Below are 24564 nucleotides of genomic sequence, written 5' to 3'. Positions count from 1 at the left end.
AAAGGGACTCTCCATACAAAGGGTGAGTCTACCAGTTGTATGGATGTCCCTAGCTTTTCGAGAGTGCACTCAGCCGTATATTCTCTTTTTTTTCAATAATTCATATTGAAATGCCTGATCCAGGTTTTTTGATGCTTCATGGAGGTCCAGTGGTAAGGCCTCCGCTTCTTCACCTGAAATAGAAGAAATAGAGTTTTGTAAGGCCTGATAGATTTTGTGGAAATCGATGAAAGAATGGTCCATCCTCTTTCACTCCTCTAAAAATGATAGAACTATTATACGCAGGAAGTGAGAGGGTTATTCTGAACTTCATCATCTTTTTCCAACAATCCTATAATATCACTTTCTTGGGGGGCGTGGCCCGAAGAATTGATAATAGTCTGTCCGGATGAATCCATTGAACAATTTTCGTTTTTTTGTGGCTTGTTTCCCGTAGCATTGTTCAAAGTTTTCATGGGAAGTCAGCATGTATACAGACCAGGTATCCAGTTTTTCAAAGGCTCTTCCCATTTCTTGATACATCTTCTCTACTTCTTTACGTTCACCCAGACGTTCTCCGTATGGAGGATTCCCGACGATGATGCCGTACTCTAATTCCGAAGTGAAATCCCGGACTTGCATTTGCTTGAATTTCACCAGGTCTCCAAGTCCTGCTTCTAAAGCATTCTCTTTGGAAATTTCAATCATTCGATGATCGATGTCCGTACCGAGTATTTCAAGAGGCTGATCATAGTTAGCCAAACCCTCGGCTTCCAAACGTGTTTTCTCCCACACGTCGGCAGGCATCAACGGCCACTCCTCTGACAGAAATTCTCGATTGAATCCGGGAGCGATATTTTGCCCGATCAGCGCAGCTTCGATGGCAATGGTCCCGGACCCGCAGAATGGATCCACAAAGGGACGGTCAGGATTCCAGGTCGTTAATTGAATAAGGGCAGCAGCTAGCGTCTCCTTTAAAGGCGCTTCACCTTGTCCGATTCTATATCCACGTTTATGGAGACCTTGACCACTTGTATCAAGGGTGATGCTCGCCACATCTTTGTGAATGGCCACCTCAATCTTGAAAAGAGGGCCGGTTTCGTCCAGCCATGACGTTCGCTTGTAAGCAGTACGAAGCCGTTCTACAATTGCTTTTTTCACGATAGCTTGACAGTCCGGAACACTGTATAGTTTTGATTTAACAGATTTCCCCTGCACAGGGAACTCTGCGTCTACAGGGAGAAATTCCTCCCAAGGAAGCTTCTTTGTATTTTCAAATAGTTCATCAAAGGAATAAGCCTTGAAATCACCAACAAGGATTTTAATTCTATCAGCGGTCCTCAACCACATATTGGCACGTGCAATGGCCGTTTCATCTCCCTCGAAGATGACCTTTCCATTATCGACCTGACATTCGTACCCCAATTCCTTCACTTCTTTGGCAACAATGGATTCTAAGCCCATCGCTGCCGTTGCGATCAATGTGTATGTACTCATATTTGTCACCCCGTTCATAAATATGCAACTATCACTAGTATGGTCCTGTTTCCTGTAAAATAAAAAGGACTGATACAAAAGAGCAGTGTATTACCTGCATGTATCAGTCACTTGCATTATTTAATCCATATTGCTCTTATCCCGTAATAGTGTTCTGTAAGCCATGTTTTGTTCCGTTGTACTGCAGGCGACTATTCGTCTCGTACTCGGGTGGTAATCATCTATCTACAAAGGAAATTCCTTTGTCCCTCTCTTCGTTCAATTCCTTCGAGAGGATTCCCCTACCAAATTTGGGTTTCTCGCTCGCGGGGTTTACCTCGTTCCACTCCTGCCATTTCTAACAGGACTTCGTCACTGTGGCACTTTCAAAGTAGTCACACCATATCCGTAAAGGACGTAGGTGTTTTCCCTGCCGTCAGCCCGGGTTGGACTGCCCTAGCTTATGAATTGGCTAGGCACGAACACTACGTGCATCTCAGCACCGTGCGAGCATGGACTTTCCTCTACAACGAATCGTTGCAGCGATTACCCAAACACCATTAAGGATCAGCAATACCTAATTATACGATAATCCCCCCAATAATTCAACTGGAAATATCAGTCGTATAATTTGTTACCAAAAACGTGTTTCTCTAAATTCGATAAACGCTTTAAAATATCGAAATTCGTGGTTCCGGTCTGTTGAGGCGGAGCCGCTGAGCGCTGTTGCTTCAGAGCACCCTCTGCCTGCTTTTTCAGTCGCAGGTTTTCCTGCTGTAGGTCTTCTATCTCTTGATGAAAGGTTTCATAGTCTTTAATAATCAAATCTAAAAATTTATCCACATCTTCCGGCTTATACCCTCGCATACCACTTTTGAACTCTTTCTCGAGAATATCCTTTGCCGTTAACTTCACTTTATCTGAGATCATTCTTATTCACCTCTATATTTATCACTATTATTTTTTCAAATAACCATCCATTTGTCAATCGTATTTCATCCTTCAGTGATTCTGTTTCCCATGAAAAGCCGGATTAAGTCATGATTCTTCAGTCTGTCTTCCATTGTTCTTCCTCAACGATCCACTGTAAATCATGGAAGCTGATAGCCCTGAGATCAAAAGATGGGTCGGACTGTTTCTTTTTTTTCGCTTCTTCATAGAAATATTTAGGCGAACCTTCTTTTTCCTCATCATATAGAATCACACATGAATGGCTTTTGTGTAAAAATAATTGATTCTTGTTGCGAAACTGCTGAGGACTCTTATAAGGATCTTTCGAGATGGTTTCGACAAAATCGGCTTGAGAAAGAATCAGTTCATAGTATTCCTTATTCTGTTCGTTCCAGTTTTCCTCCTGAGAAATAAAAGGGGTTAGCACGGCAAGTTTAAGATCAGTGTAGTCTTCCTGAAGTTCAAACACAACTTCCGCTCCCCACAACTCTACGCCAAGCTGCCCGCTGATGAGTACCCATTCCAATCCTTCATCCAGGAGTGATACCAATTCTTTCTTTAATGCTTGCTTTATGTAATAAACCGCTTTGTCATCCTGCTTGAAAATTCCTAATTCAAAGGATTTATATCCAGCAATGCATGCAACATTCCCCACATGGAAAACCCCTTTAATAAACTTTGGGCACCTTTGGTTCTCTTTACTAGTGTACCCCAAACCTTCTCAATCTATTGTATCATATTTAACGGATTTCTGAGATGGGGAAATATCCATGTTGCGATCTCTCAGCATGAAAAAGAGGAGATGACTGCATAAAGACTGTGTTCTCCTTAGAAAAGTGATCTACATCACTGAATCCAGTCTTTTAGAGGCATCCCTCTGACATCATTAATTCTATTATCTTCCCATTCCGTAAGGTCCGAATGGCGGTCTTGGACGAGGGCCGAATCCCGGGCCGACAGGGCCTCCTGGTCCTTGAGGTCCTCCTGGTCCGCCACCACAATTAAACTGTTGGTGGGACACACTGTCTACTTGTGATTGAGTGTGAGGGAAATAATGTTTATGTTGATACATAACATTATTCACATTGGTTGTGTGTGTCGGGTGAATATGAGGCACCTCATAAGTAGTCATGTTGTGATTCACACAACATTTCGTCGGGTGCATAACTGCAGGAAGCACTTGATTAGGTCTTGGTCTACAATACATCGTAACGCTCTCCTTTCATCTCTTGGTTGCTACATTAATAGCCTATGAAGAGGAGAGGGTACATGTACTAATGAAAATACCTATTTTTAGGAAGTTATTTCGGAAGACTTACATTAAGCTATATAAACTTTGTGAATAATTGGTAAAAACATAGGCTGTTAAACCAATGACCACAAAGAACAAAATTAAGATGGCACGGTTCATTTTCATCATTCCTTTTTTCAATAAAAATTTTCAACACAATTAATTATTTTACATCTACTTTAGAAAATTCTCAATATAAAAATAAGGAGATGGAACCACTTTCACGCTAAAAATATTACTGTTTGCTCTTCCGGGATACATAACCTATATTTTTGTCTATTTTATCCTCTATCCGAGCCTTGCGATGATTCAGATTCCCTATTATTGTGAGGTCCTTAGTTTTGGTTCCCCCTGTATTATCAGTCAAGTCCAAAAGTCGATGGCACATCTCCAGAGCCCGTTTTAAATCCTTCGTTTTATGCTCATACAATTTGGCCAATTCCAACAGAACAACTTTCCGTATGGTAACAGGTGCGTTTTCATAAATGCCTTCCCACAACTCAATCGCCTTCTTTTCCTGTTTTTCTTTTTTATATTGAAGGGCAAGCTGATGGACTGCCTTAAAGTTTGGGTCTTCATTCTCTTTAATGATTTCCTCGTAGCGTTCCTTGGCTATTTTCCTGTTACCCGTATATTCGAGCCATCTTCCGACTTCGAATCGTTCATGCCCGGTCGCCTTGTCATGAACGTTCAATAGCTGGAACGTCAGGTGAGTATATAGGGTGATGAGGGATAAGATATCCAGTTCGTTATGGGTCATGACCTTGAAGATACCTTCAGGATCTTTACGCTCGATATAATCGAAATAGATCATCGGAGCAAGGTACCCGGGCACATCATCGACTCTGTTAAACCCAAGGATATTCCGTTCGACGTTCATGAGCTTGACGGAGTCCAATTTATGCTTAAAGAGTCTTCTGGAACCGTGGTAAAGGTCGAAATGCCCGAATGCAGGCAGGTTGGGTACATGATCTTTAATAAGGGTATGCCTTGTCTTAACCTGAGGCCAATCAAATGCCTTCCCATTGTACGTTACAAGCGTATTATAATCTACATTGCTCAAGAAGCTGTGATATAAAGGGATTTCACTTCCCGGCTGAGGCAGGAAGTGCTGTGTCACGATCACTTCTTTATCAGTCACCCTTCCATGTCCCAATAGGAAGATGGTATTTCCTACTCCCCCACCAAGTCCGGTCGTTTCCGTATCGAAAAAAAACATATCTTCAGGGTGAAGCCCTTTAGAAGATAGGGGATGGTCCCCTGTAAACCCCTGCCAGGCATTTACGGCTTTTATAAAATCTTTAAACGTGTAATCCCCATGTTGGTGATGAATGGGATAGCGCTTTTCCTTAACCAGGCAGAAATCATCATCAATATAATACGCAGTTGTTCCATTTTCTTTCCATAGTTCCCAAAAGGGCAAATCTGATGAATGGTCTTCCGTTTGTGCTGCAGGCTCCCCGTCTTCTTCCCGGATAATATGTTTTTTCATTCTAGCTAATTTATTTTTCACTGACATATCGGTTCCCCCCTTCCATTTTTCATTGAAGGAATTGACGAAGAAGTTTCAATGAATCGAATTTGGCCGTATCCATGGAATGCTCCATCCCGATGCAGGAAGGACAGCCGCTTTGACATGGGCATCGTTCTATCATGGAAGATGACTCAAGGAGAATCTTCTCTATCTGTTCATATACTTTTTCACTTAGCCCGATTCCGCCCGGATACCGGTCGTAAATGAAGATGGTGGGCAGTTCATTGTGGGCGGCCTTGATTTGTGGCACAACGAAAATGTCGCTTGGGTCGCACATGACAAACAAAGGGATGATCGATTTCAGGCTTTGGGAAACCCCGATAAGCCCCTCTTCAAGTCGTTCCTGACTGAAAGAGGCTGCGTCTTTTAACGATATCCAGCTCGAACTCGTATGGAGCTCTTCTTCTGGAAGATGAATCGGACCTGAACCGATATTTTCATGGGTGTCGAATTTTATTTTTTTGAATATCGTGGCCATCGCTTGAACGGTTACATCCCCGTATGCCACATCGAACATGTCTGATTCTCTCATTTTGTCGGTTTCAAGCACCCTTAATTGTACAGCCAGGTTGGCATCCGTAAAATAATCGACATCGACCTCCCGTACAAACGCCTTCTTTTCTTCCCAGTCGAGCTTTTCAACCTGAAACTGAACACCTTGATGTAAATAAATCGCTTCATCATGCAATAATGTCATGGCCGAAAAACGGTCCATTTCCCCAATTACCTTCACGGATGAAATATCGGTTTGATCAATGATGATAACATTTTCCTGTGACGCCGATCGAAGGCTGATGTTATGTGCAGGGAAAACATCGTTCATCCAATACCACTTGTCACCATTTTTATGAACGACCCGCTCTTCTACGAGAAATTCCAGTATATCTTCCATTTCATGTCTGCCAAATTGTTCCCCTTCCCTGAAAGGCAACTCATAAGCAGCACACTTGATATGATCAATGAGAATGATTAAATTATCAGGATTGATCCGCGCGGTTTCAGGAGTCTGCTCAAAGAAATAATCCGGGTGTTCGATGATGAATTGATCCAGTGGACTGGAGCTCGCCACCATGATGACCAAGGACTCACCATGTCTTCTCCCCGCCCTTCCTGCCTGCTGCCAGGCACTTGCGATCGTGCCGGGATATCCCGTCATGATACATACTTGCAATTGGCCGATGTCGACACCCAATTCAAGGGCATTTGTACTGACAACCCCATATATATCACCCTGCCTCAAGCCTTTTTCAATTTCTCTTCGCTGGGTGGGAAGGTACCCTCCCCGATAACCTCTGATGGATTTCGCACCTAATTGACTTTTCACCAATTCTTGTAAGTACGTAAGAATGATTTCCACCCGGACCCTACTTCTCGCGAATATGATGGTTTGCACTTTATTTTTCAATAGTTCACCAGCGATCCTCCTCACCTCCAGAGTCGCACTCCGACGGATATTGAGGGGTTTATTGACGATGGGTGGATTGTAGAATACGAAGTGTTTCTTTGCACTTGGCGCCCCGTTATTATCGATTAAATTCATTTCCGTTCCTGTTAATTGCTCTGCCAGTTCTTTTGGGTTGGCGATCGTTGCAGATGTGCAAATGAATACGGGTGAAGCTCCATAAAATTCACAAATGCGTTTCAATCTTCTGATCACATTGCTGACATGGGAGCCAAACACCCCTCTATATATATGAAGTTCATCGATAATGACGTATTTCAGGTTCTCGAACAAAGACACCCATTTCGTATGATGAGGAAGGATGGCCGAATGCAGCATATCAGGATTTGTGATGACGATATGCCCCGCTTTCCTCACCTTTTGACGGATATTTGCAGACGTGTCCCCGTCATATGTATAGCTATTGATGGAAACCTCGGCCTCTGCGATGATTTCGTTCAGCTCACTCTTCTGGTCCTGTGCAAGTGCCTTCGTAGGGAAAATGTATAAGGCCCGGGAATCCGGATTATCCAGAATGGTTTGAAGCACCGGAAGATTATAGCAAAGCGTCTTACCAGAAGCGGTTGGTGTGACGGCTGTGAAGCTTTTCCCTTCCATTGCAAGCCTAAAGGCTGAACGTTGATGGGTATAAAGTTTTTCCATCCCTCTCTTATGCAACGCTTCTTTAATTCTTTCATCTATTTCAAGTGGCAAGTCTACCAATTGGGCAGGTTTTTCATCAATGGTATGCCAATGAACAATCTGTTTATTGAAATCCGGATCTTTCTTAAAAAATTCTATCAACTGCTGAAGGTTATTTTTCTTGAACATGTCTATCACCTCTCCTACTTATTTTACCGAATCTATGTTCGAAACTAAAGTAAAAAAACCACCTTTCCATATTCATCCTTTCTCAAAAAGTGAATGAGCTCGAGGGAAGGAATACTCTCTCTTTTTTTTCCAAAGGTTGCATAGGACAAATGCACATTTTCTTGAGTGGGCCATAAACTAGTATGAATACGTTTGCGTGAAAGGAGCATACCCATGTCCAAGGATTCAAATAAAGGCGGTTTTGGTGACCTGATGCATTCCATGAATGAATTCTTTCATGAAAGACCGATGAAAGGCATGTTACAAAGTATCGATGAATTCTTCACATCTTCTGTCAACCCATTTGGCTCATTCCCCGTTGAATTGAGTGAAACTGACGATCATTACCTCGTCACTGCGGAACTTCCCGGTGTAAACAGAGAGCAAATACAACTCGATGTGTTTCCTCAGTACATCACGATCTCTGTGACCCATAAAGAAATATATTCAGAAGAAAATGAAAATCACCAGACAATCAGAAGGAAGCAATCCATGAGAAAAAGCAGCAGGACGGTATCCTTTCCAAGAACCGTTAACGAAAAGAATGTGAAAGCTTCTTATAAAGATGGTTTATTATCAGTAAAAGCGAACAAGGAATCAGGGAAGCGAATACAAATTGAGTAAATGAAAAAGGAGCTGCGGGAGTGCAGCTCCGTTTTTGTCTAGAATTTAAATATCCCGCCTAAGCCTTTTACAAGAGAAGAAACTTGATTGATGGCACCCATCATTTGTCCAGTCGTATTCATCATTTTGTTGAAGTCCAACGATCCGTCCTGCGACTTAAAGGAGTTCATGATGCCACTTACCCCACCTGAAGAAGGTTTCGCCATAAAAGATGCTTTCGGGTAGGGATTCGCATATGACTGCTGTTCCATCGCTTTCATTTGATATGGATTATACTCTTTGTGCTGAAGAGGATTTTCAAAATATGGATTCATCTTCTGAGGCTGATTCATCTGCTGATATTGATTTATCTGACTCGCGGCACCTGTATAAGGTCCATCCGGCTGTGGTAAATAATTGGGTTGATAAGGTCCATAATTCGGTGGTCTCATTCCTTGAACAGGATAGTTCACCATCATACCCATATTCTGATGCTGCGAATGGTGATATGGGTATGGCTGATATCGCATCTGTCTCGAAAAAGGTGAAGAATTCATACTTAGCCCCCCTACTTTTAGTGGTTACTATACTTTATGTACATTCGGAAAAATGGTGAAAGAACCCATAAAGATCTTTCGACAACCCTTAAGAAAAATGTCGGAAGTTACACTATTCTTACAACTTAAAGAAAGGGTTTTCTATGATAGGATGAGGGTAGATAGAGAGCTATTATCATTCATATGAAATATGTGTATTGGGAGGAATCAAGATGAACCTTAACGAATTGCTGAAAAGATATGAAAGCAGTAAACAGTATCAAGCAACCGACCAACAAGAACTTCTTACACTGGCCAAAAAACTTTATATTTCAAATGAAATCTCCTTTCATCACTACAAAGGGTTAGCGAAAGAGATCAATACAATAGAAGAAAATGCTATTTCAACTCCATAAGAAAGAGGCTGCCAAGGGCAGCCTCTTATTTTTCATTAAGTTCATCGAGCTCTGTCCCGAGAACGTACGAAACAGATTGATAATGACTGATAAACCGGTTGTAACTGGATTCAGGAAAAAAGCAATGGACCGATAACATTTCTATATTATCGAAAGTATTGAGAATCTGAGGGAAATGGATGTGCTTCGGCTTAGTTTCTTTGATCCAATTCAGGGACAGGTCCTTCCATCGGTCATTCTTTTCTTTCACTTCATCCGCAAACGGCTTCACTTCAGTATAAAAGTCCCCTTTTTCACCTGACTCGCGTCTGCTTTTATATTCAATCATCATCTTCTCGACCAGCACGAGAAGCTCTTCCGTTACTTGTTTCAATTCTTTCAAAAAAAGCCCTCCATGAAAAATCTAGACAAAAAATAAAAGTAGCACCATGCTACTTTCTTATAAAATCAGTTTAAGACGTCTTAAAGGATAATTCAAGTTTTTGTAAGACATAGGACTTTTCTCTATTCTTCATAAGAACCGTTTTAGAACCGGTTTTTCTCTCCATTGAACTTAATTGATTGTCCATTTTCTGTATCTGATCGGATAAGGTACTCAATCCTTCATGCTCTTCGACTGAGATTCGGTCATGCAGGCTCTGTTCCAACTGATTGAGGCTTTCTTCAATTTCAGCTAACTTTAACATAATATCTTGTTTTGGAAGCATGTGAATCCTCCCACCTTTTTTTTGGATTAATACAGTAATTCTCCGCCCCTTTTCCTTTCCCTTCCCCTCTGACAAAACTAGAAGCGTTTCGCCAAAGAAAGTGCAAAAAGGACATATAGAAAATGAAGTTTCGACAGCTCTTGAATAAAAGGTACCAAAACTCAAAATACTAGGAGTGGAGGTGTTACTCAATGAAAAATCCTAAAAACAAACAAACCAAACAACAACCAGCCGAAACCAAAGCATCCAAAGGCAACCCTAAACTAGAAGGCGAAAATAGACCTTCAACATAAGAAAGCGGAGGCGGCTTGGTCAGACCCGACAAGCATAAGACGAACCATCCGGAAAGGCGCCCTTTGCGTTTTTGGATGGTTTGACTTATGACCTCGAGGGTCTAGCCGCCGGAGCTGGACTACTAATAAAGCGGAGGCGGCTTTGAAGATGCGGTTACTCAAAATGTCCGCATCTTCTTTTTCTTTCGACTTGGCCATATCCCCTTGAAAAACTTTTTGGCAACTGCCATTTTCTTAAGCTGCTGTTGCTTATGGAAAAACCACTTTGTCATGATCACATCGTCCGGGAGGTCCTGTTTTTTATACCAGTTTCCATCCATGATTTTGCCCACGGACCAGTCTTTGTGATGAGCCCAATTATGGGTTATCTCTCCGTATGCCTTTTTAAGAACAGGTGTATTCGTATCAGGTACTCCACGGCAGTATTTCTCGTAATCCGTCCTGGAACCTGTATGCTCGACTCTTAAAGCAAACTCAAGAAAAAAACAATGGTAATCAGGATGAAACAAGAGTTCAAATAAGATGTTGCCCAATTTGATTCTATTTTCAACTTTTCTGAAACCCTGTACACTTGCCCCATAAAGATCTCCAGATAAAGTCGGGAAAAGCACGGAACTGAAATGCAGGTGATCTTCAATAAAGAAGAGCGACGTGCCAAATACCCTTCTCTTATAAAGATCATGTTCGATGACAGGTCCCTGGATGAGGTGCTGTTCGTTTATGATGAGTGACTGCACCAATCGCCTTTCATCCCTTTCCTCCCAGAAGCGGTTCCATTCGTCTTCCATAAAATGTGAAATATGAAAATCTTTAAAGAAATGAAACATTTTTTTCTCATATAACGTCGAATAATGATAGAGAAGGAGTTGCGGGAAAGCATCCTGAAAGATGCTCCAATTCGCTCTTTCATAGGTCTCAAATAGAATATCGCAAGTCTTGCGGCTCAAAAGGCCCTGGAAGATCTCCCCCTTCAAATCGGTCATATTCCATCCTGCATTCCTCGATACCATAGAGGCCAGGAACGACCATTTGATCTCAGGATGAAGGAGAAAAAATGCCTGATAAGCTTTCGTGCGCGATATATTATCCTGATTGTATCGATTCACAAGTTGATTTACACATTGTATCCAATCATTTCTACGTTTAAGTTCAGGTATATAGGGTATAAAGCGATAAGTATTGCTGAATTTTTTCATCCTTTTTATCCCTCCTTCCCTTCTAGTCTAGAATGAGGAGATTTGTAAACAATTATTCACACAAAATGGAGTGGTTTCTGTTATGATATAGATTAGTCTGCGAGGTGAATTACCATGAAATTCCATTATCCCAATGGTAAGAAATATGTGGAAGCGACATTACCCTCAAAAAAACCAAAAGGAAAACCGAAACAAATATCATATAGCAACAGAGGGATGACACTGGAAGAAGATATCAATGAAACAAATCAATATTATTTGACGTTTCAAAAAGCGGTGATTCATAAAAAACCCACACCTGTTCAAATTGTGGATGTTCACTATCCTTCAAGGAGTGCCGCTGTCATTAAGGAAGCGTACTTTAAGCAGCCGTCAACGACAGACTATAACGGGGTTTATAAAGGAAGATACATTGATTTTGAAGCGAAGGAAACGAAAAATAAGACATCTTTTCCCCTTCAAAATTTTCATGAACACCAGATTCTTCACATGGAAACAGTCCATAAGCAGGACGGCATCACTTTTGTACTTATAAGGTTCTCCGTCTCAGAAGAGGTATTCCTCCTCCCCTATGAAGCACTGCGTGTATACTGGGACCGCATGGCAGGCGGCGGAAGAAAATCAATCAAGCGGGAGGAAATGGAAGAGAAAGGGTTTTCCATTCCATTGGGACTCCATCCAAGGGTCGATTATTTAAAAATAGTCCATCAGTTATATTTTTAGTTTAAGAAAAATGAGTTAATCTATATTTTATCTCATTATGAGTAGTATATTTTGAATCTTAGACAATACTAAAAACACAGAAGATTGAAAGTGAGGAAACAATATGGCTGGTCAATATAAGTCAAGGGAAGAAAAACGCCTGGCCCAACAGAAGTCCAAATCACCTAAGGGCAAGAAAAAAGGCTCTATGGTTAAGCGCGTCATTATATCATTATTTATTATCGGGATCATCGGGATGCTCGCAGGTGCAGGTTTATTTGCCTATTACGCATCAAGCGCACCAAAACTGGATGAAAAGTTACTGAAGGATCCGATTGCATCTGAAATTTATGATATGAACGGAGACCTGATCACAACTGTAGGAAAAGAAAAACGGGAGTACGCAAACTTCGATGACATCCCTCAGGTCATGCAGGACGCTGTCATTGCTACGGAGGATAACCGATTCTATAAGCATAACGGGATCGATCTGATCCGTTTGGGCGGAGCAATCATTGCCAATGTAACCGGGGGATTCGGTTCAGAAGGTGCTTCTACAATCACACAGCAGGTCATCAAGGGTTCTTTTTTAAGCCCTGAGAAAACCTTAAAGAGAAAAGCACAGGAAGCATGGCTTGCTTTGAAACTGGAGCAGGAATATACAAAAGAAGAAATCTTTGAAATGTACTTCAATAAGGTATATATGTCCGACGGCATTAATGGTATGGCGACAGCTGCTGATCATTATTACGGGAAAGACATCAAGGATATCAAACTGCACGAAGCAGCTTTGATTGCGGGACTTCCTCAAAGTCCGAATAATTATAACCCTCTTAAGCACCCTGAGAGTGCAGAAAAGAGACGTAATATCGTTTTGTCATTAATGGCTCAGCACGGTAAAATTACGGAAAAAGAAAAGAAAGCCGCTCAAGCCGTCCCGATTACAAAAGGGCTCGTATCGGCTGAAGATGTGGAAAAGAAAAATGGAAATAAGTATCCTGCGTTTGTGGATGCTGTGATAGATGAAGTTCAGAAAATGGGAGATTACAATTTATTCTCTGACGGGTTAAAAGTCTATACTACTGTCGACCCGGATGCACAGAAACGACTGGAAGAAATCCTGGCAGGTGAAAACACGAGTTTCAGCTATCCGGAAAATGCCGAAGAGCCGATGCAGGCCGGTGTAACCCTCATGGATACGAAAACCGGTGAAATCAGGGCTATTGGGGGCGGAAGAGAACAAGATCCCGAAGTCAAGCGTGGCTTTAACTATGCCATCGACTCAAAACGTCAGCCGGGATCGACCATCAAGCCATTGCTTGATTACGCTCCTGCCATCGAACATCTAAAATGGTCAACCTACCATATTTTAAAAGATGAGCCTTATGAATATTCAAACGGAACGGAAATCAACAACTACGACGGTCAATTCAAAGGACCGATCACCATCCGTGAAGGATTGTGGGATTCCAGGAATATAACAGCTTTAAAAGCCTTCCAGGCAGTTGGTGCTGAGAAAGCAGCCGATTTCGTCAATGGACTGGGACTGAAGTTCGATCATTACTATGAATCTGCCTCCATTGGAGGGGTTTCACCTGGTGTAAACTCCGTACAAATGGCTGGCGCGTATGCTGCATTCGGTAATGAAGGGGTTTATAATAAGCCTCACACTGTAACGAAAGTCGTCCTCCGTGACGGTGAAACAGAAATTAAGAATAAAAATAAACCGGAACCGGCGATGAAGGAATACACGGCTTATATGATCTCCGATATGCTGAAAAGCGTCATCGATCACCCTCAAGGTACGGGTAAATTCGCTAAAGTCCCCGGATTACCGATGGCAGGCAAATCCGGTACAACCAATTATTCCCAAGAAGAGCGTGATAAATATGGAATCGCTAAATCGGGAGCACCTGATTCATGGTTCGTAGGCTATACAACAAATTACACGGCAGCCGTCTGGACCGGGTACAAGACTCAATCCATTCCGCTTTCACCTACCGATCGACATGTCGCTCAGTATATCGTAAGTGATTTGATGAGCTATGTTCATGATGGTGTCGATACAGCTGACTTTAAAAAGCCTGACAGCGTAGTAGAATCAAAAGTGGAATTGGGAAGCGATCCTGCGAGACTGCCAAGCGAATATACGCCTGATGATAAAATCATCACAGAGCTGTTCGTTAAGGGAACGGAACCTTCCAAGGTTTCCAAGGAATTCGATAAAATCGATGCTCCTTCTAAACTGAAAGGTAAGTTTAATAAGAAGGATAAAACGATCACCCTTGCATGGGATTACGGGAAGAAGAAAGACGTTCAGTTTGAGGTTTCCGTATCCATCAATGGGGAAGCGAATCAAGTCTTGACGACTACAGATAAAAAAGGATTAAATGTCGAAAACATTCAATCCGAAGGGACCTTCAGCTTTGAAGTTGTAGCCATTTCAGGTGATCAACGAAGTAACCCTGCATCCGTAAACGTAGAAGTAAAAACGGATAAAAAGGATGAAGGAAAACCTGAAGAAGACAATGAAGGCAACAATGACAATGGTCAAGGAAACGAAAATGATCAAGGGACAGGAAATGACCAAGGGACAGGAAATGACCAAGGGAACGGAAACGGTCAAGGAAACGGAAATGATGATAACTCCGGCAACGATGGCGGTACTACAGGTGACGAGGATGGCACCACTCCTCCTCCTGAAGGAGACGGGACCGGAGACGGAGGAACAGGCGATGGCGGTGACGCTGGAACCGGTGATGGTGGAACGACCGGAGATGGCACTGGCGGAACCGGAACCGGAGATGATACCGGGGCAGGAACCGGAACCGGGGATGGCACTGGTACACCAGCTACTCAATCAGAACCTAGAAGAGATCAAGAATAAAAATAAGGCAACGAGAGAATTCTCTCGTTGCCTTATTTATTTGTTGGTTGATTTAAGCGCCTGATACTTGGCATATTGCTTATGTTGTTCTTCAAAAAGCTGTGACAGCTGAATAAATGAATGATAGAGTGCCGGATTATTTCTGATGAAGGTTAAACGTTCAATGACATTAACAGGCTTTAAGGAAAAGTGGTCAATTGATGACTGCCAATGATTCAAATTAACCGGATGCTTATTGCTCCAATACAAAAGCACATAAAACCTACAGATGCTTTTTCTCATCCACTCTACTATGCCTTTAGAGCGGCTTTTGAATAGCCCTTTAAGATAGTCCTCTTCTTTTTTCCACTCCATGAGGATGTCTTTCATCCATGCCCCTTGAACCAGCCAGGGCAGCGAATCTGCCCCCCTCCCATTGTAATAAAGGATTTCATATGCAAAAAATGGTTCACAAGGTTCCATATGAGACTCATCGATCTTTACTCTATCATCGGAATAGAAAAATGGATCTCTCAATTTTATCGGGATGTTAAAGACGCTGCCACTCATATGCTGCCCTTTTTCTTCAATCTTTTTTGACCTTCCCTGCACAGGTCCACCAAGGGACAAACCTCGCATTGAGGAGATTGTGATTTGCAGTGATACCTACCGAAGAAAATCATCCGGTGATGGGTTTCGGACCACTCTTCTCTCGGAATTTTTTTCATTAACGTTTTTTCCACTTCCAATACGCTGTCTTTCCACCTGCAGATCCCCAATCTTTTACTAACGCGTTCAACATGGGTATCGACTGCTAAGGCCGGTTCTCCAAAGGCAACGGAAACCACGACGTTTGCCGTCTTTCTGCCCACCCCGGGAAGCTTCACTAATTCTTCATGTCTATCCGGCACGTCTCCCCCATACTCAGTAAGGAGGATTTCACATAATTTGCGGATATTTTTAGCTTTATTTCGATAGAGACCGATAGAGCGTATATCCTGTTGAAGTTCTTCCAACGTGACCTCCAGATAGTCCTCAGGTCTTTTATACTTTTCAAATAAACTTTTTGTCACTTTATTCACAAGGACATCCGTACACTGCGCCGATAGAAGGACTGCTATGACGAGTTCGAAAGGATTCTCATGACGGAGTTCACAATGTGCATCGGGGAACATCTTCCTCATTTCATCGAGACAAATGTGTATCTGTTTTTTATTTAACATGTATCCTGCTACCTCCAACCCAAAGAAAGATTTGCATCAAAAAAAGAGACCAACCCTTAAAATGTGAGAGTCAGTCCCCTTTCATTGTTTTATTGCTCAAGCCAATTATAGAATGGTACTGATTTTCGTTTTGAAGAAGAAGCTGATTCATTCGAAGCTGCCGGTTTTTGGTGAGACCGGAAGCGCTGACTTTGGTTTCGTGCATCTTCAATGGTTTTCACACCATTTTTCTTCCATTCAAAAAGAATCCGATCGATGTATCTGAAGTTGAGCTTCCCTGAAATGACCGCTTCCCTCAATGCTGCTTTAATGATAATGGCATTGTGATCATCCTGATCCAGCCACATGGCCAGGGTCTCACATTCCAATGGAGAAAGAGGACGGCCGAATTCTTGTTCGAATGTCGTATAGATATCCGCTTCTTCTTCCATCGATTGCTGCATTTGTTTCATTTTCGAATCCTGGATGACGAATTCCGCCATCTTTTCCCATAGAGGAATGAGAGAATACTTCTCAAATAGAATTCCTTCTGCTGATGAACCTTCTTCAATCGATAAAAATCGTTGTTGAATGAGCCTTCGTAATAAGGATGAGCAAAATTCACTGGAAATGCTCATTGGCCTTGAAAGCTCTTCCGGTGTCGGAAAATAGTTTCCTTTTTCCAAGTGGCCGTAAATATGCAAAAGCAGGACAAACTCTGATTCATTTAAACCGAGTGTATGGTAATTTGATAATAATAATTGCGGGATGTTCAGTGTCCCCTCTTCGATCCAGGACACCATTAATTGTTTATAATCCATATTCAGTACACCTCACTCATTAGTATATCATGATTCAATATATGTGGACATGGTTATGGATTAGAAGAAAGTTGGAAAAACAAAAGATCTCATGATTCATTTATTTCCAAGTTTAGTGTAAACCGTCGACCGTTCCTTTCCGCTCCAGGCACTTGCTTTCCGCGGGGAGGAAGTCGAGCCTCCTCGGGCTTTGCCCTGCGGGGTCTCGACCTTTCCTCAATTTCCCGCAGGAGTCAAGTGCCTTCCGCTTCAATCCACTCTGTGCTTCTACATACTGACTGTCAAATTATAAACATACCTAAAAAAGATCCATTTGCACAGAATTTCAAATTCAAAAACCAGGATGTTATAAGAATTTGAAATCAAATGGAGCAGTGGTTCTCACATTAGCCAAAGCCCATATGCTCTAAATTAAGATCCTAACGACAGTAACAAAAGAAAAGAACCGGCTTGAATGCTCTTAAGCAATCCAGCCAGCTCTATGTTTAGATAATTAAGGATACAGACGGTTTAGTAGGCGTGGGAATGGGATGGTTTCCCTTACGTGTTCTACTCCGCTGATCCAGGCTACTGTTCTTTCAAGTCCAAGACCGAAGCCCGAATGAGGAACAGATCCATATTCTCTTAATTCCAGGTACCACTTGTATGCGTCTGTAGCCAGTTCATGCTCTTCAATGCGCGCTTTCATCAGCTCTGCATCATGGATACGTTCTGAACCGCCGATAATCTCTCCATACCCTTCTGGAGCGATTAAGTCAGCACATAATACCACATCATCACGATCCGGATCCGGCTGCATATAGAAAGGTTTTAGTGAAGTCGGATAGTGTGTGATGAACACAGGCTTATCGTAACTTTCAGCAATGGCTGTTTCGTGCGGAGCGCCAAAGTCATCTCCCCACTCGATATCATCAAAGCCTTTTTCATGCAATAATTTCAGGGCATCGTCATACGTGATGCGCGGGAACGGAGCTTTGATCTGCTCAAGTTTAGACAGGTCTCTTCCGAGGCGATCTAATTCAAGCTTACAGTTATCCAGTACGGATTGGACGATATAAGAAACATACTGCTCCTGTACTTCCAGGTTATCCTTGAAGTCATAAAATGCCATTTCAGGCTCGATCATCCAGAATTCGATTAGATGACGACGGGTCTTTGACTTCTCCGCCCTGAATGTTGGACCGAATGAGAATACTTTCCCTAGTGCCATGGCTGCAGCTTCCATATAAAGCTGTCCGCTTTGGGAAAGGTATGCGTCTTCTTCAAAATATTTAGTAGCAAATAATTCAGTCGTTCCTTCCGGTGCACTACCAGTGAGGATCGGTGGATCCACCTTGACGAATCCTTCTTGATTGAAGAATTCATATGTAGCACGGATGATTTCGTTCCGCACTTTCATCACGGCATGCTGTTTGCGGGAACGAAGCCAAAGGTGGCGGTGGTCCATCAGGAATTCTGTTCCATGCTCCTTCGGTGTGATTGGATAATCCACGGCTTCGTGGATCACTTCCACGCTCTTCACTTGTAGTTCGTATCCGAACGGTGAACGGGAATCTTCAGAAACCGTTCCTGTTACATATAGAGACGTTTCTTGAGTCAATGATTTTGCTTTTTGAAAGACTTCTTCTTCCACTTCACTTTTAACGACAACACCTTGAATGAATCCAGTACCGTCACGAAGCTGTAGAAAGGCAATTTTCCCACTTGAACGTTTGTTGGCAAGCCACGCCCCGATGGTTACTTCTTCACCAACGAACTTACTTACTTGAGATATAGTAGTTTTCACGATTTTTTTCCCTCCAAAAAAACTAAGACGCTTATGTATCGTTATTTATTATACATTTACCATTATCCCGTCGCAACAGATAGAGCAAAACGAGATGATTTTAAGGAAAAAGCAGACCGGCATACGGTCTGCGGGTCCCCTGTACTACTTGCTTTTATTGACAACAAATTCATGCATGCGCTCGATTGCTTCTTCAAGGGCATCAAGACTTGTGGCATATGAAAGACGGATATTGTTGTCTGACCCGAAACCTGAACCCGGGATGACGGCTACCTTCGCCTCTTCCAGTAGGGCTTTAGTAAATTCATCAACAGTGTTATAGCCTGTTTTCTTTGCGGCTTCTGACACATTCGGAAACAGATAGAAAGCACCTTGAGGCTTCAAGCAATGGTACCCTGGAATACGGTTCAATTTATCAAACACAATGTTTAAGCGATCTTCGAATGCCTCTCTCATATCCTCTACAGGCTTCTGATCCCCCATATAAGCTGCAACGGTCCCGTACTGTGAGGTCGTGGTAGGGTTGGAAGTCGAATGGCTGGCAAGATTGGTCATCGCTTTGATGACCAATTCGTCTCCTGCTGCATACCCGATTCTCCAACCTGTCATGGAATGTGATTTAGAGACTCCGTTGATCACGATGGTTTGATCTTTCAATTCCGGGGACAATTCTGCGATGGAAGTATGGGTGTTCCCACCATAAACCAACTTCTCATAAATTTCATCTGACACGATCATGATTCCCTTTTCCAAGCAAACTTCCCCGATGCCCTGAAGCTCTTCACGGGAATACAGCATACCTGTAGGGTTACTTGGTGTGTTGAGAATGACTGCTTTCGTTTTCGAAGTGACCGACTCTTCCAGTTGTTGTGGAGTGATTTTGTACTCATTCTCTTCTTTTCCTTCAACTATAACAGGAGTACCACCGGCAAGCTTCACTTGTTCAGGATAGCTGACCCAGTATGGTGTGGGGATGATGACTTCATCCCCTTCATTTAATAGAACTTGAAATAATGTATATAGAGCATGCTTTGCCCCACTTGTCACGATGATCTCTGATGGTTTGTATGTCAGGTGCTGATCGGTTTCAAACTTATGGATGATCGCTTCTTTCAGTTTGGCCATCCCACCGGACGGAGTATATTTCGTATGACCTTCCGTCATGGACTCATAGGCAGCCTTGATGATATGTTCCGGTGTATTAAAATCCGGTTCTCCGGCACCCAAACCGATGACATCGATTCCCTGTGACTTCATTTCCTTCGCTTTAGCCGTGATCGCTAACGTCGTGGATGGTGTTAATGCACTGACTCTATCAGCTAATGTGAATTTCATTTGTCGTGTTCCCCCTGATCATAAATTTTCAATTTTTCTCCACCATTCCCCTGAAGAAAACAGCAGATAATAATAATTTAAATTGTCTTGTTGATCTAAGTAGGTCATTTCCCATACCGGACCGACAGATTCATACCCTAGACGGACCGATAATAATTCTTTCGGTTTCTTTTCATCATTTAGTTTATTGATCGCCTGATCTTTTGTAATGCCATTTGCCCATTTTTTCTCAATAATTTTCCCTTTCTTATCGGGAACCCATGCGACCAGCTTTTCCTTCTGTTCGTTTTCACCCGTTACCACTACATAGGATTTTGAGCCATTATAAAAGCTCGTGTCCTCCACTTTCACGATGGCAGTTTCGTCTTTTACCCGCTTGAGGGCAAGGTCTCTCTGATGATCGAGAGGGTTCCGGGAAACTTGATACAGTAGGACGGAGGCCGATATTCCAATGACGATGAACAATAGTACGATGATGGTTATCCATTTTTTCATTACAATCACTCTTTATGTACGATAAATTGTTAATACTGCTTGATTCTGATCTTCCGGATCTAGTGCTAAACCAAACATATAATCATCTTTTTTTAACGTTCTATTCAATGTATCAACCACTTTATATAAGTTATCCGTATATTCGATACGGACTGTGGAAAGAACTTCAATTCGACTTTCCATATTGCTCCTCCTTTTAACTACTATCCTATTTCAAGTAAAAAACTCTAAACATATTATAACAACATAAGAGGCTGCCTTGGTAGGGGGATATCATAAAAACGATGATGAAATCACACATGGAAGGCTGAACTGTCAGCCTCCCTCCTTGAATACTCCATCTTCCTGATCAAACGTGAGCACCTCGTAGTTTCTCCTGTTAATTTTTACAGCTATCAACCCGTGTTGACCCGTTAAGTAAAGATCGATCCATGCTTCGTTGATAGCTTCAAGCATTTCACTATTCAGGAACCTTTCTTTAGAACGATAAAGAATGGCGGTTTGTGGGTCAACATGCTTAAGAAGCTTGGGAGACATGCCTTCTGTTTTGGCAGGGACAGGCAGTTTAACGATGTTAACATTTTCCAATGGTTTCTTGAGTAATACCCCTTCAGCATGTGATGATTGAGAACTCATCCAAAGAAAGCGATACTGAAAAAAGGTGATGGAAAAGTCCAATCCTTCACTCTTTTCATTTCCTTCGTGCACAGCCCTCATGGTTAATTCATCAGAGAATGCAAAGGTCTGGTCCTCTTGTATGGTATGAATGAATCGCGAGACTTGTTTCGGCATAAATGGTTCGAGGGATTTCCCTGCCACGATTTCTTCAATGCCGAACTTTTCAACCAGTTCAGCAATCATTCTTCCATCCACTTCACTCTTCTCCGTAATGATCAAACCCTTGATGTTGTCTATATGAATTTGATTGAAATAATAATAAAGTTGTCTTCGGTCCTTATATGTTCCTGTATTGATCAAATAATGATTGCCAGATGCCAGGTGAAGGACAGCGACCTCCCCTTTTTGAACAGGGAGGAAACTAATCGCATATTCCTCTTGGGACACATGTAGATCCACCTTGGGAACTTTCATTCCAAAGGCCTCTGACGTCATCAGGAGAAAAGACAGCATGGCCATTAGTATCACTTTCATTTACAATCCTCCAGTTTCACCTCTACCCTTTAGATTGTGTTAAAGGGGAGATTTTATCACTGAAGTTTCAAAGGATTTCAGAGCCAATCTTCAATCCAGGAAACCAGATCAAATAGATCGCCTTCTTTGACTTCCATTGATGGAATCGACTGTAAGAATGCTTTACCATACTTTGTTGTCTTGATTCTCCGGTCATACACAATCACGATACCCCGATCACTGCTTCTTCTGATCAGCCTTCCTACCCCTTGCTTGAAGCGAATGATGGCTTCAGGTAAGGAATGGGAAGAAAACGGGTTCTTCCCATTGGCTTTCAGGATATCCGATTTCGCCTGATTGACCGGCTCATCGGGCGGGGAAAACGGCAGTCTCACCATGGCAAGGCAGGACAGGTCCTCCCCCGGAATGTCCACCCCTTCCCAGAAACTGCTCGTCCCAAATAATATCGCCTTATCGAAACGTTGGAAATTCTTGGTCAACCGGGTGCGGCTACCTGATGTGATACCCTGTGCCATTAACACATATTCTTCCAATAAGCCACTGTCTTTCATGAGCTCATATGTTTTCCTCAGCATATCGTAGGACGTGAATAATATGAGCATTCGCCCTTTTGTCGCCTGGGCGACCCCTATCAAATGGGAGCTGATCGCCTCAATATATTCCTCGTTTTGAACCTGTTGAATTTCAGGTACATCCGTCGGAACGAATAGCCTTGAGACCTCACGATAGTCGAAGGGGGAAGTTAGCTGCAACTTTTTCACATTGTCTGTAAGTCCGATTTCATTCAAGAAATAATGAAATGATCCGCTGACGGTCAACGTGGCAGATGTCAACACCACACTTTTCTTCTTGCCGAAAATCTCACTCTGAAGATTCCCGTCGACTGTGATCGGCTGAGCCTGGATGGTCAGGCTGTTCGGCAGTGACCTTGTGTCTCCATCAAGCCAGAGAACATGGTTGTTCATGTCTTTTAGAAACACTGTCTGAAAATTCGTTCTCAATTCTGTCAAATCCACCAAAAAGCTATAAAATTCTTCAATTAATGCCTTCTCTTTATCAAGGAGTTTGATTTTCTTTTCCTTGATGGTATCCAGCACCCGCTGAAACTCCCTTTCAATATGCTTCATTCCTGAAATCACGCGTTCCATTGACATAATGACAGGTTGCCAATAACTGCTGTTTTTCATTTCATCGGTAATGCGCAGCTGGATCTTCTGGATCCCCGTTCTCTTTTTAGCCTTTTTATAGAATACATTTGTCAATACGGAAAAGGCTTCTTCCAGATCCATATAAAACTGACCGATGATCTTATCCAATTCAAAGGGATGGGTAATCAAATCCACTGAGTGATTCGAAAGAAGTTGATCCAGCCGGTAAAACAGTTGTTTATGATCCAACATCCCTAATTGTGACGTGCTGAACTTAATGGAGAGATAATCCATGATTACCCCCAGATGCTGTCGTGCTGATTTTTCCAAATGATGGGCCTCATCGATCACTAAATAATCGTAGGGAGGAAGCATGCTGCTCTCCCTCACCATATCGGTTAAAAGCATCGAATGGTTTGTGATGATGATATCTGCTTCCTGGGCATTCTTTCTTGCAGCAAGATAGAAATCCTTTCCCACCCAGGGATCTTTTGTTTGGGTGAGGTGCCAGCCGTCGTGTTTTAATCGATTCCAAAACAACTGCCCCCCGGAAGTGAGGTTCAATTCATCCATATCCCCGGTCTCGGTCCGTGTCAGCCATACAAGAATCTGCATCTTTGTCAAGATCACATCGTACTGGGACTCATCTTCCCTCAAGGACTGTTCGAATTTAAACAGATTTATGTAATGATTCTTCCCCTTCAAGAGAACCGTCCTGAATGGGGTTGGACTGATTTTCTCCAATAATTTAATTTCTTTATGAAGCAGTTGCTCTTGTAATTGAATGGTATATGTACTGATGACGACTTTTTCGTGAGTACGTTTGGCAAACAGAACAGCTGGCCACAAGTAACCCAGTGACTTTCCAACACCAGTACCAGCTTCGATGACCACATGCTGTGATTCATCAAAGGCATGTCCTATTTCTTTCATCATTTCCATTTGCTGCTCTCTTTTTTCATAGAAAGGAACATGTTGCGCCAGGTGTCCTTCTATATCGGGTGTGTTAAAATCGATCTCTTCATCGGTTGTCAGCAAGCGGGTTCTCTTACGAAGGGCAAGACCCCGGTATACCTCCAGTTCTTCTGAGAGATCCTCTGCATGTTTTTGTTTCTTTGTCACGATGCTGTCAAATAACAAATCAAGATCACTCTTCAAGTGATTCGAGAGTTTATGAAGTTTTTCAAGTGTGACCAGGGGCAGCTTTGAAAGTTCTTCGATAAAATAAAGAAGGATTTCAGCTGTCACATAAGCATCACTGTCTGCCTGATGCGGCCTGACATGGCTCAAATTCAATGTATTGGATAGCTCCGTCAGTTTAAAGCTGTCCGCCGATGGTAAAGCTACCTTTGCAAGTTCCACTGTATCAAAGGCAGGTCCCTTAAATGGATTATACCCTGCTTCTTCCAGTTCTGCCTGAAGAAATGAAAGATCAAATTGGACGTTGTGAGCGACAAAGATACCATGATCCAATATTTCCAGGATTTTCGGTGCAATTTCATGAAAGGACGGCGCGTCCTTCACCATGTCATCATTGATCCCGGTTAACTCCTCTATAAATGCAGGAATGGGTTTTCCCGGAGATACGAAGGATGTAAATTGATCGATGATTTTCCCGCCTTCTATTATTACCGCTGATAGTTGAATGATTTTTTCTCCCTTTTTAGGGGAATTTCCTGTTGTTTCCAAGTCTATGACAACCAATTTAAATGGGTACATGTTATTCACTGCCTTTATATAGATCCTACTCTTATGATTTTCTAA

24 protein-coding genes and 1 other RNA gene are annotated in these 24564 nt (G+C 42.4%); 4 read left to right on the top strand and 21 right to left on the bottom strand.

Translation table 11 applies throughout. From position 1 onward, the window contains the following. Window positions 1–69: 69 nt before the first annotated feature. The 8 genes from ACSQ2E_RS09795 to ACSQ2E_RS09760 form a co-directional block, all read right to left on the bottom strand. Entirely contained in the window at window positions 70–243 is a 174-nt protein-coding gene (locus ACSQ2E_RS09795; protein WP_435990350.1) for a hypothetical protein, read from the bottom strand. Window positions 244–339: 96 nt separating this feature from the next. Next, a complete protein-coding gene (locus ACSQ2E_RS09790) occupies window positions 340–1476 on the bottom strand; it encodes a THUMP domain-containing class I SAM-dependent RNA methyltransferase (RefSeq protein ID WP_435990349.1) in 1137 nt (378 codons plus the stop codon). A gap of 152 nt (window positions 1477–1628) precedes the next feature. Continuing rightward, an RNA gene (gene rnpB, locus ACSQ2E_RS09785) (RNase P RNA component class B) lies at window positions 1629–2013 on the bottom strand. A 60-nt stretch (window positions 2014–2073) separates the two neighbouring features. After that, a complete protein-coding gene (gene gpsB, locus ACSQ2E_RS09780) occupies window positions 2074–2385 on the bottom strand; it encodes a cell division regulator GpsB (protein ID WP_034758475.1) in 312 nt (103 codons plus the stop codon). 118 nt (window positions 2386–2503) lie between these two features. Continuing rightward, on the bottom strand, window positions 2504–3061 hold the full coding sequence (locus ACSQ2E_RS09775) for a DUF1273 domain-containing protein (RefSeq protein ID WP_435990348.1): 558 nt from the start codon (window positions 3059–3061) through the stop codon (window positions 2504–2506). Window positions 3062–3301: 240 nt separating this feature from the next. Then, window positions 3302–3571: a CotD family spore coat protein gene (locus tag ACSQ2E_RS09770; protein WP_435994487.1), complete on the bottom strand. Its 270-nt coding sequence runs from the start codon at window positions 3569–3571 to the stop codon at window positions 3302–3304. Window positions 3572–3932: 361 nt separating this feature from the next. Beyond that, window positions 3933–5216 carry a ribonuclease H-like domain-containing protein gene (locus tag ACSQ2E_RS09765; RefSeq protein WP_435990347.1) on the bottom strand — a complete coding sequence of 428 codons (1284 nt, stop codon included), beginning with the start codon at window positions 5214–5216 and terminating at the stop codon, window positions 3933–3935. Window positions 5217–5238: 22 nt separating this feature from the next. Then, window positions 5239–7503, bottom strand: coding sequence for a DEAD/DEAH box helicase (locus ACSQ2E_RS09760; RefSeq protein WP_435990346.1), 2265 nt, complete (start codon window positions 7501–7503; stop codon window positions 5239–5241). Window positions 7504–7716: 213 nt separating this feature from the next. On the opposite strand from ACSQ2E_RS09760, the gene ACSQ2E_RS09755 reads away from it, so the two are divergent. After that, entirely contained in the window at window positions 7717–8166 is a 450-nt protein-coding gene (locus ACSQ2E_RS09755; protein WP_435990345.1) for an Hsp20/alpha crystallin family protein, read from the top strand. A gap of 38 nt (window positions 8167–8204) precedes the next feature. Here the strand turns inward: ACSQ2E_RS09755 and ACSQ2E_RS09750 are convergent, their stop codons facing one another. Next, window positions 8205–8702, bottom strand: a complete 498-nt coding sequence (locus ACSQ2E_RS09750; RefSeq protein ID WP_435990344.1) for a YppG family protein — start codon at window positions 8700–8702, stop codon at window positions 8205–8207. 212 nt (window positions 8703–8914) lie between these two features. Between ACSQ2E_RS09750 and yppF the strand changes: the two genes are divergently transcribed. Continuing rightward, complete coding sequence (gene yppF / locus ACSQ2E_RS09745) at window positions 8915–9097, top strand: YppF family protein (protein WP_261750555.1); 183 nt, start codon at window positions 8915–8917, stop codon at window positions 9095–9097. Window positions 9098–9122: 25 nt separating this feature from the next. Here yppF and ACSQ2E_RS09740 read toward each other — a convergent pair whose 3' ends face one another. The 3 genes from ACSQ2E_RS09740 to ACSQ2E_RS09730 form a co-directional block, all read right to left on the bottom strand. Beyond that, window positions 9123–9479 carry a YppE family protein gene (locus ACSQ2E_RS09740; protein WP_435990343.1) on the bottom strand — a complete coding sequence of 119 codons (357 nt, stop codon included), beginning with the start codon at window positions 9477–9479 and terminating at the stop codon, window positions 9123–9125. Window positions 9480–9549: 70 nt separating this feature from the next. After that, window positions 9550–9804 carry a hypothetical protein gene (locus tag ACSQ2E_RS09735; protein ID WP_435990342.1) on the bottom strand — a complete coding sequence of 85 codons (255 nt, stop codon included), beginning with the start codon at window positions 9802–9804 and terminating at the stop codon, window positions 9550–9552. A 451-nt stretch (window positions 9805–10255) separates the two neighbouring features. Further along, on the bottom strand, window positions 10256–11293 hold the full coding sequence (locus ACSQ2E_RS09730) for a DUF2515 family protein (protein ID WP_435990341.1): 1038 nt from the start codon (window positions 11291–11293) through the stop codon (window positions 10256–10258). Between the two features lie 114 nt (window positions 11294–11407). On the opposite strand from ACSQ2E_RS09730, the gene recU reads away from it, so the two are divergent. Then, window positions 11408–12016 (top strand): Holliday junction resolvase RecU, encoded by a 609-nt coding sequence (recU, locus tag ACSQ2E_RS09725; RefSeq protein WP_435990340.1) that lies wholly within the window; start codon window positions 11408–11410, stop codon window positions 12014–12016. Window positions 12017–12119: 103 nt separating this feature from the next. After that, window positions 12120–14882: a transglycosylase domain-containing protein gene (locus ACSQ2E_RS09720; RefSeq protein WP_435990339.1), complete on the top strand. Its 2763-nt coding sequence runs from the start codon at window positions 12120–12122 to the stop codon at window positions 14880–14882. A gap of 36 nt (window positions 14883–14918) precedes the next feature. Here the strand turns inward: ACSQ2E_RS09720 and ACSQ2E_RS09715 are convergent, their stop codons facing one another. The 9 genes from ACSQ2E_RS09715 to dinG all read right to left on the bottom strand — a co-directional run bounded on the left by ACSQ2E_RS09715 (window position 14919) and on the right by dinG (window position 24519). Then, on the bottom strand, window positions 14919–15431 hold the full coding sequence (locus ACSQ2E_RS09715; RefSeq protein ID WP_435990338.1) for a YpoC family protein: 513 nt from the start codon (window positions 15429–15431) through the stop codon (window positions 14919–14921). Next, entirely contained in the window at window positions 15428–16084 is a 657-nt protein-coding gene (gene nth, locus ACSQ2E_RS09710; protein ID WP_435990337.1) for an endonuclease III, read from the bottom strand. Before nth ends, ACSQ2E_RS09715 begins: the two co-directional genes overlap by 4 nt. Before the next feature lie 89 nt (window positions 16085–16173). After that, window positions 16174–16884 (bottom strand): DnaD domain-containing protein, encoded by a 711-nt coding sequence (locus tag ACSQ2E_RS09705; protein ID WP_435990336.1) that lies wholly within the window; start codon window positions 16882–16884, stop codon window positions 16174–16176. Window positions 16885–17377: 493 nt separating this feature from the next. Beyond that, complete coding sequence (gene asnS, locus ACSQ2E_RS09700; protein WP_258261610.1) at window positions 17378–18670, bottom strand: asparagine--tRNA ligase; 1293 nt, start codon at window positions 18668–18670, stop codon at window positions 17378–17380. A gap of 144 nt (window positions 18671–18814) precedes the next feature. Beyond that, on the bottom strand, window positions 18815–20005 hold the full coding sequence (locus tag ACSQ2E_RS09695; protein ID WP_435990335.1) for a pyridoxal phosphate-dependent aminotransferase: 1191 nt from the start codon (window positions 20003–20005) through the stop codon (window positions 18815–18817). An 18-nt stretch (window positions 20006–20023) separates the two neighbouring features. Continuing rightward, window positions 20024–20500, bottom strand: a complete 477-nt coding sequence (locus ACSQ2E_RS09690) for a cell wall elongation regulator TseB-like domain-containing protein (protein WP_435990334.1) — start codon at window positions 20498–20500, stop codon at window positions 20024–20026. Between the two features lie 12 nt (window positions 20501–20512). After that, entirely contained in the window at window positions 20513–20683 is a 171-nt protein-coding gene (locus ACSQ2E_RS09685) for a YpmA family protein (RefSeq protein ID WP_079533122.1), read from the bottom strand. Window positions 20684–20815: 132 nt separating this feature from the next. Beyond that, window positions 20816–21652 (bottom strand): hypothetical protein, encoded by an 837-nt coding sequence (locus ACSQ2E_RS09680; protein WP_435990333.1) that lies wholly within the window; start codon window positions 21650–21652, stop codon window positions 20816–20818. 77 nt (window positions 21653–21729) lie between these two features. Beyond that, window positions 21730–24519, bottom strand: a complete 2790-nt coding sequence (dinG, locus tag ACSQ2E_RS09675; protein WP_435990332.1) for an ATP-dependent DNA helicase DinG — start codon at window positions 24517–24519, stop codon at window positions 21730–21732. Window positions 24520–24564 lie beyond the last annotated feature (45 nt).

The organism is Rossellomorea sp. LjRoot5, from assembly GCF_964253455.1.
In the GTDB taxonomy this organism is placed as follows: Bacteria; Bacillota; Bacilli; order Bacillales; family Bacillaceae_B; genus Rossellomorea.
Note: the sequence above shows the minus strand (reverse complement) of the source record. Positions and strands in the feature narration are given on the sequence as shown.

What these genes read in the sequence shown, in the direction of transcription:
- ACSQ2E_RS09795 (WP_435990350.1), bottom strand. Translation starts at nt 243, where the DNA reads ATGGACCATTCTTTCATCGATTTCCACAAAATCTATCAGGCCTTACAA.
- ACSQ2E_RS09790 (WP_435990349.1), bottom strand. Translation starts at nt 1,476, where the DNA reads ATGAGTACATACACATTGATCGCAACGGCAGCGATGGGCTTAGAATCC.
- gpsB (WP_034758475.1), bottom strand. Translation starts at nt 2,385, where the DNA reads ATGATCTCAGATAAAGTGAAGTTAACGGCAAAGGATATTCTCGAGAAA.
- ACSQ2E_RS09770 (WP_435994487.1), bottom strand. Translation starts at nt 3,571, where the DNA reads ATGCACCCGACGAAATGTTGTGTGAATCACAACATGACTACTTATGAG.
- ACSQ2E_RS09765 (WP_435990347.1), bottom strand. Translation starts at nt 5,216, where the DNA reads ATGTCAGTGAAAAATAAATTAGCTAGAATGAAAAAACATATTATCCGG.
- ACSQ2E_RS09760 (WP_435990346.1), bottom strand. Translation starts at nt 7,503, where the DNA reads ATGTTCAAGAAAAATAACCTTCAGCAGTTGATAGAATTTTTTAAGAAA.
- ACSQ2E_RS09755 (WP_435990345.1), top strand. Translation starts at nt 7,717, where the DNA reads ATGTCCAAGGATTCAAATAAAGGCGGTTTTGGTGACCTGATGCATTCC.
- ACSQ2E_RS09750 (WP_435990344.1), bottom strand. Translation starts at nt 8,702, where the DNA reads ATGAATTCTTCACCTTTTTCGAGACAGATGCGATATCAGCCATACCCA.
- yppF (WP_261750555.1), top strand. Translation starts at nt 8,915, where the DNA reads ATGAACCTTAACGAATTGCTGAAAAGATATGAAAGCAGTAAACAGTAT.
- ACSQ2E_RS09735 (WP_435990342.1), bottom strand. Translation starts at nt 9,804, where the DNA reads ATGCTTCCAAAACAAGATATTATGTTAAAGTTAGCTGAAATTGAAGAA.
- ACSQ2E_RS09730 (WP_435990341.1), bottom strand. Translation starts at nt 11,293, where the DNA reads ATGAAAAAATTCAGCAATACTTATCGCTTTATACCCTATATACCTGAA.
- recU (WP_435990340.1), top strand. Translation starts at nt 11,408, where the DNA reads ATGAAATTCCATTATCCCAATGGTAAGAAATATGTGGAAGCGACATTA.
- ACSQ2E_RS09720 (WP_435990339.1), top strand. Translation starts at nt 12,120, where the DNA reads ATGGCTGGTCAATATAAGTCAAGGGAAGAAAAACGCCTGGCCCAACAG.
- ACSQ2E_RS09715 (WP_435990338.1), bottom strand. Translation starts at nt 15,431, where the DNA reads ATGAGTGGCAGCGTCTTTAACATCCCGATAAAATTGAGAGATCCATTT.
- nth (WP_435990337.1), bottom strand. Translation starts at nt 16,084, where the DNA reads ATGTTAAATAAAAAACAGATACACATTTGTCTCGATGAAATGAGGAAG.
- ACSQ2E_RS09705 (WP_435990336.1), bottom strand. Translation starts at nt 16,884, where the DNA reads ATGGATTATAAACAATTAATGGTGTCCTGGATCGAAGAGGGGACACTG.
- ACSQ2E_RS09695 (WP_435990335.1), bottom strand. Translation starts at nt 20,005, where the DNA reads ATGAAATTCACATTAGCTGATAGAGTCAGTGCATTAACACCATCCACG.
- ACSQ2E_RS09690 (WP_435990334.1), bottom strand. Translation starts at nt 20,500, where the DNA reads ATGAAAAAATGGATAACCATCATCGTACTATTGTTCATCGTCATTGGA.
- ACSQ2E_RS09685 (WP_079533122.1), bottom strand. Translation starts at nt 20,683, where the DNA reads ATGGAAAGTCGAATTGAAGTTCTTTCCACAGTCCGTATCGAATATACG.
- ACSQ2E_RS09680 (WP_435990333.1), bottom strand. Translation starts at nt 21,652, where the DNA reads ATGAAAGTGATACTAATGGCCATGCTGTCTTTTCTCCTGATGACGTCA.
- dinG (WP_435990332.1), bottom strand. Translation starts at nt 24,519, where the DNA reads ATGTACCCATTTAAATTGGTTGTCATAGACTTGGAAACAACAGGAAAT.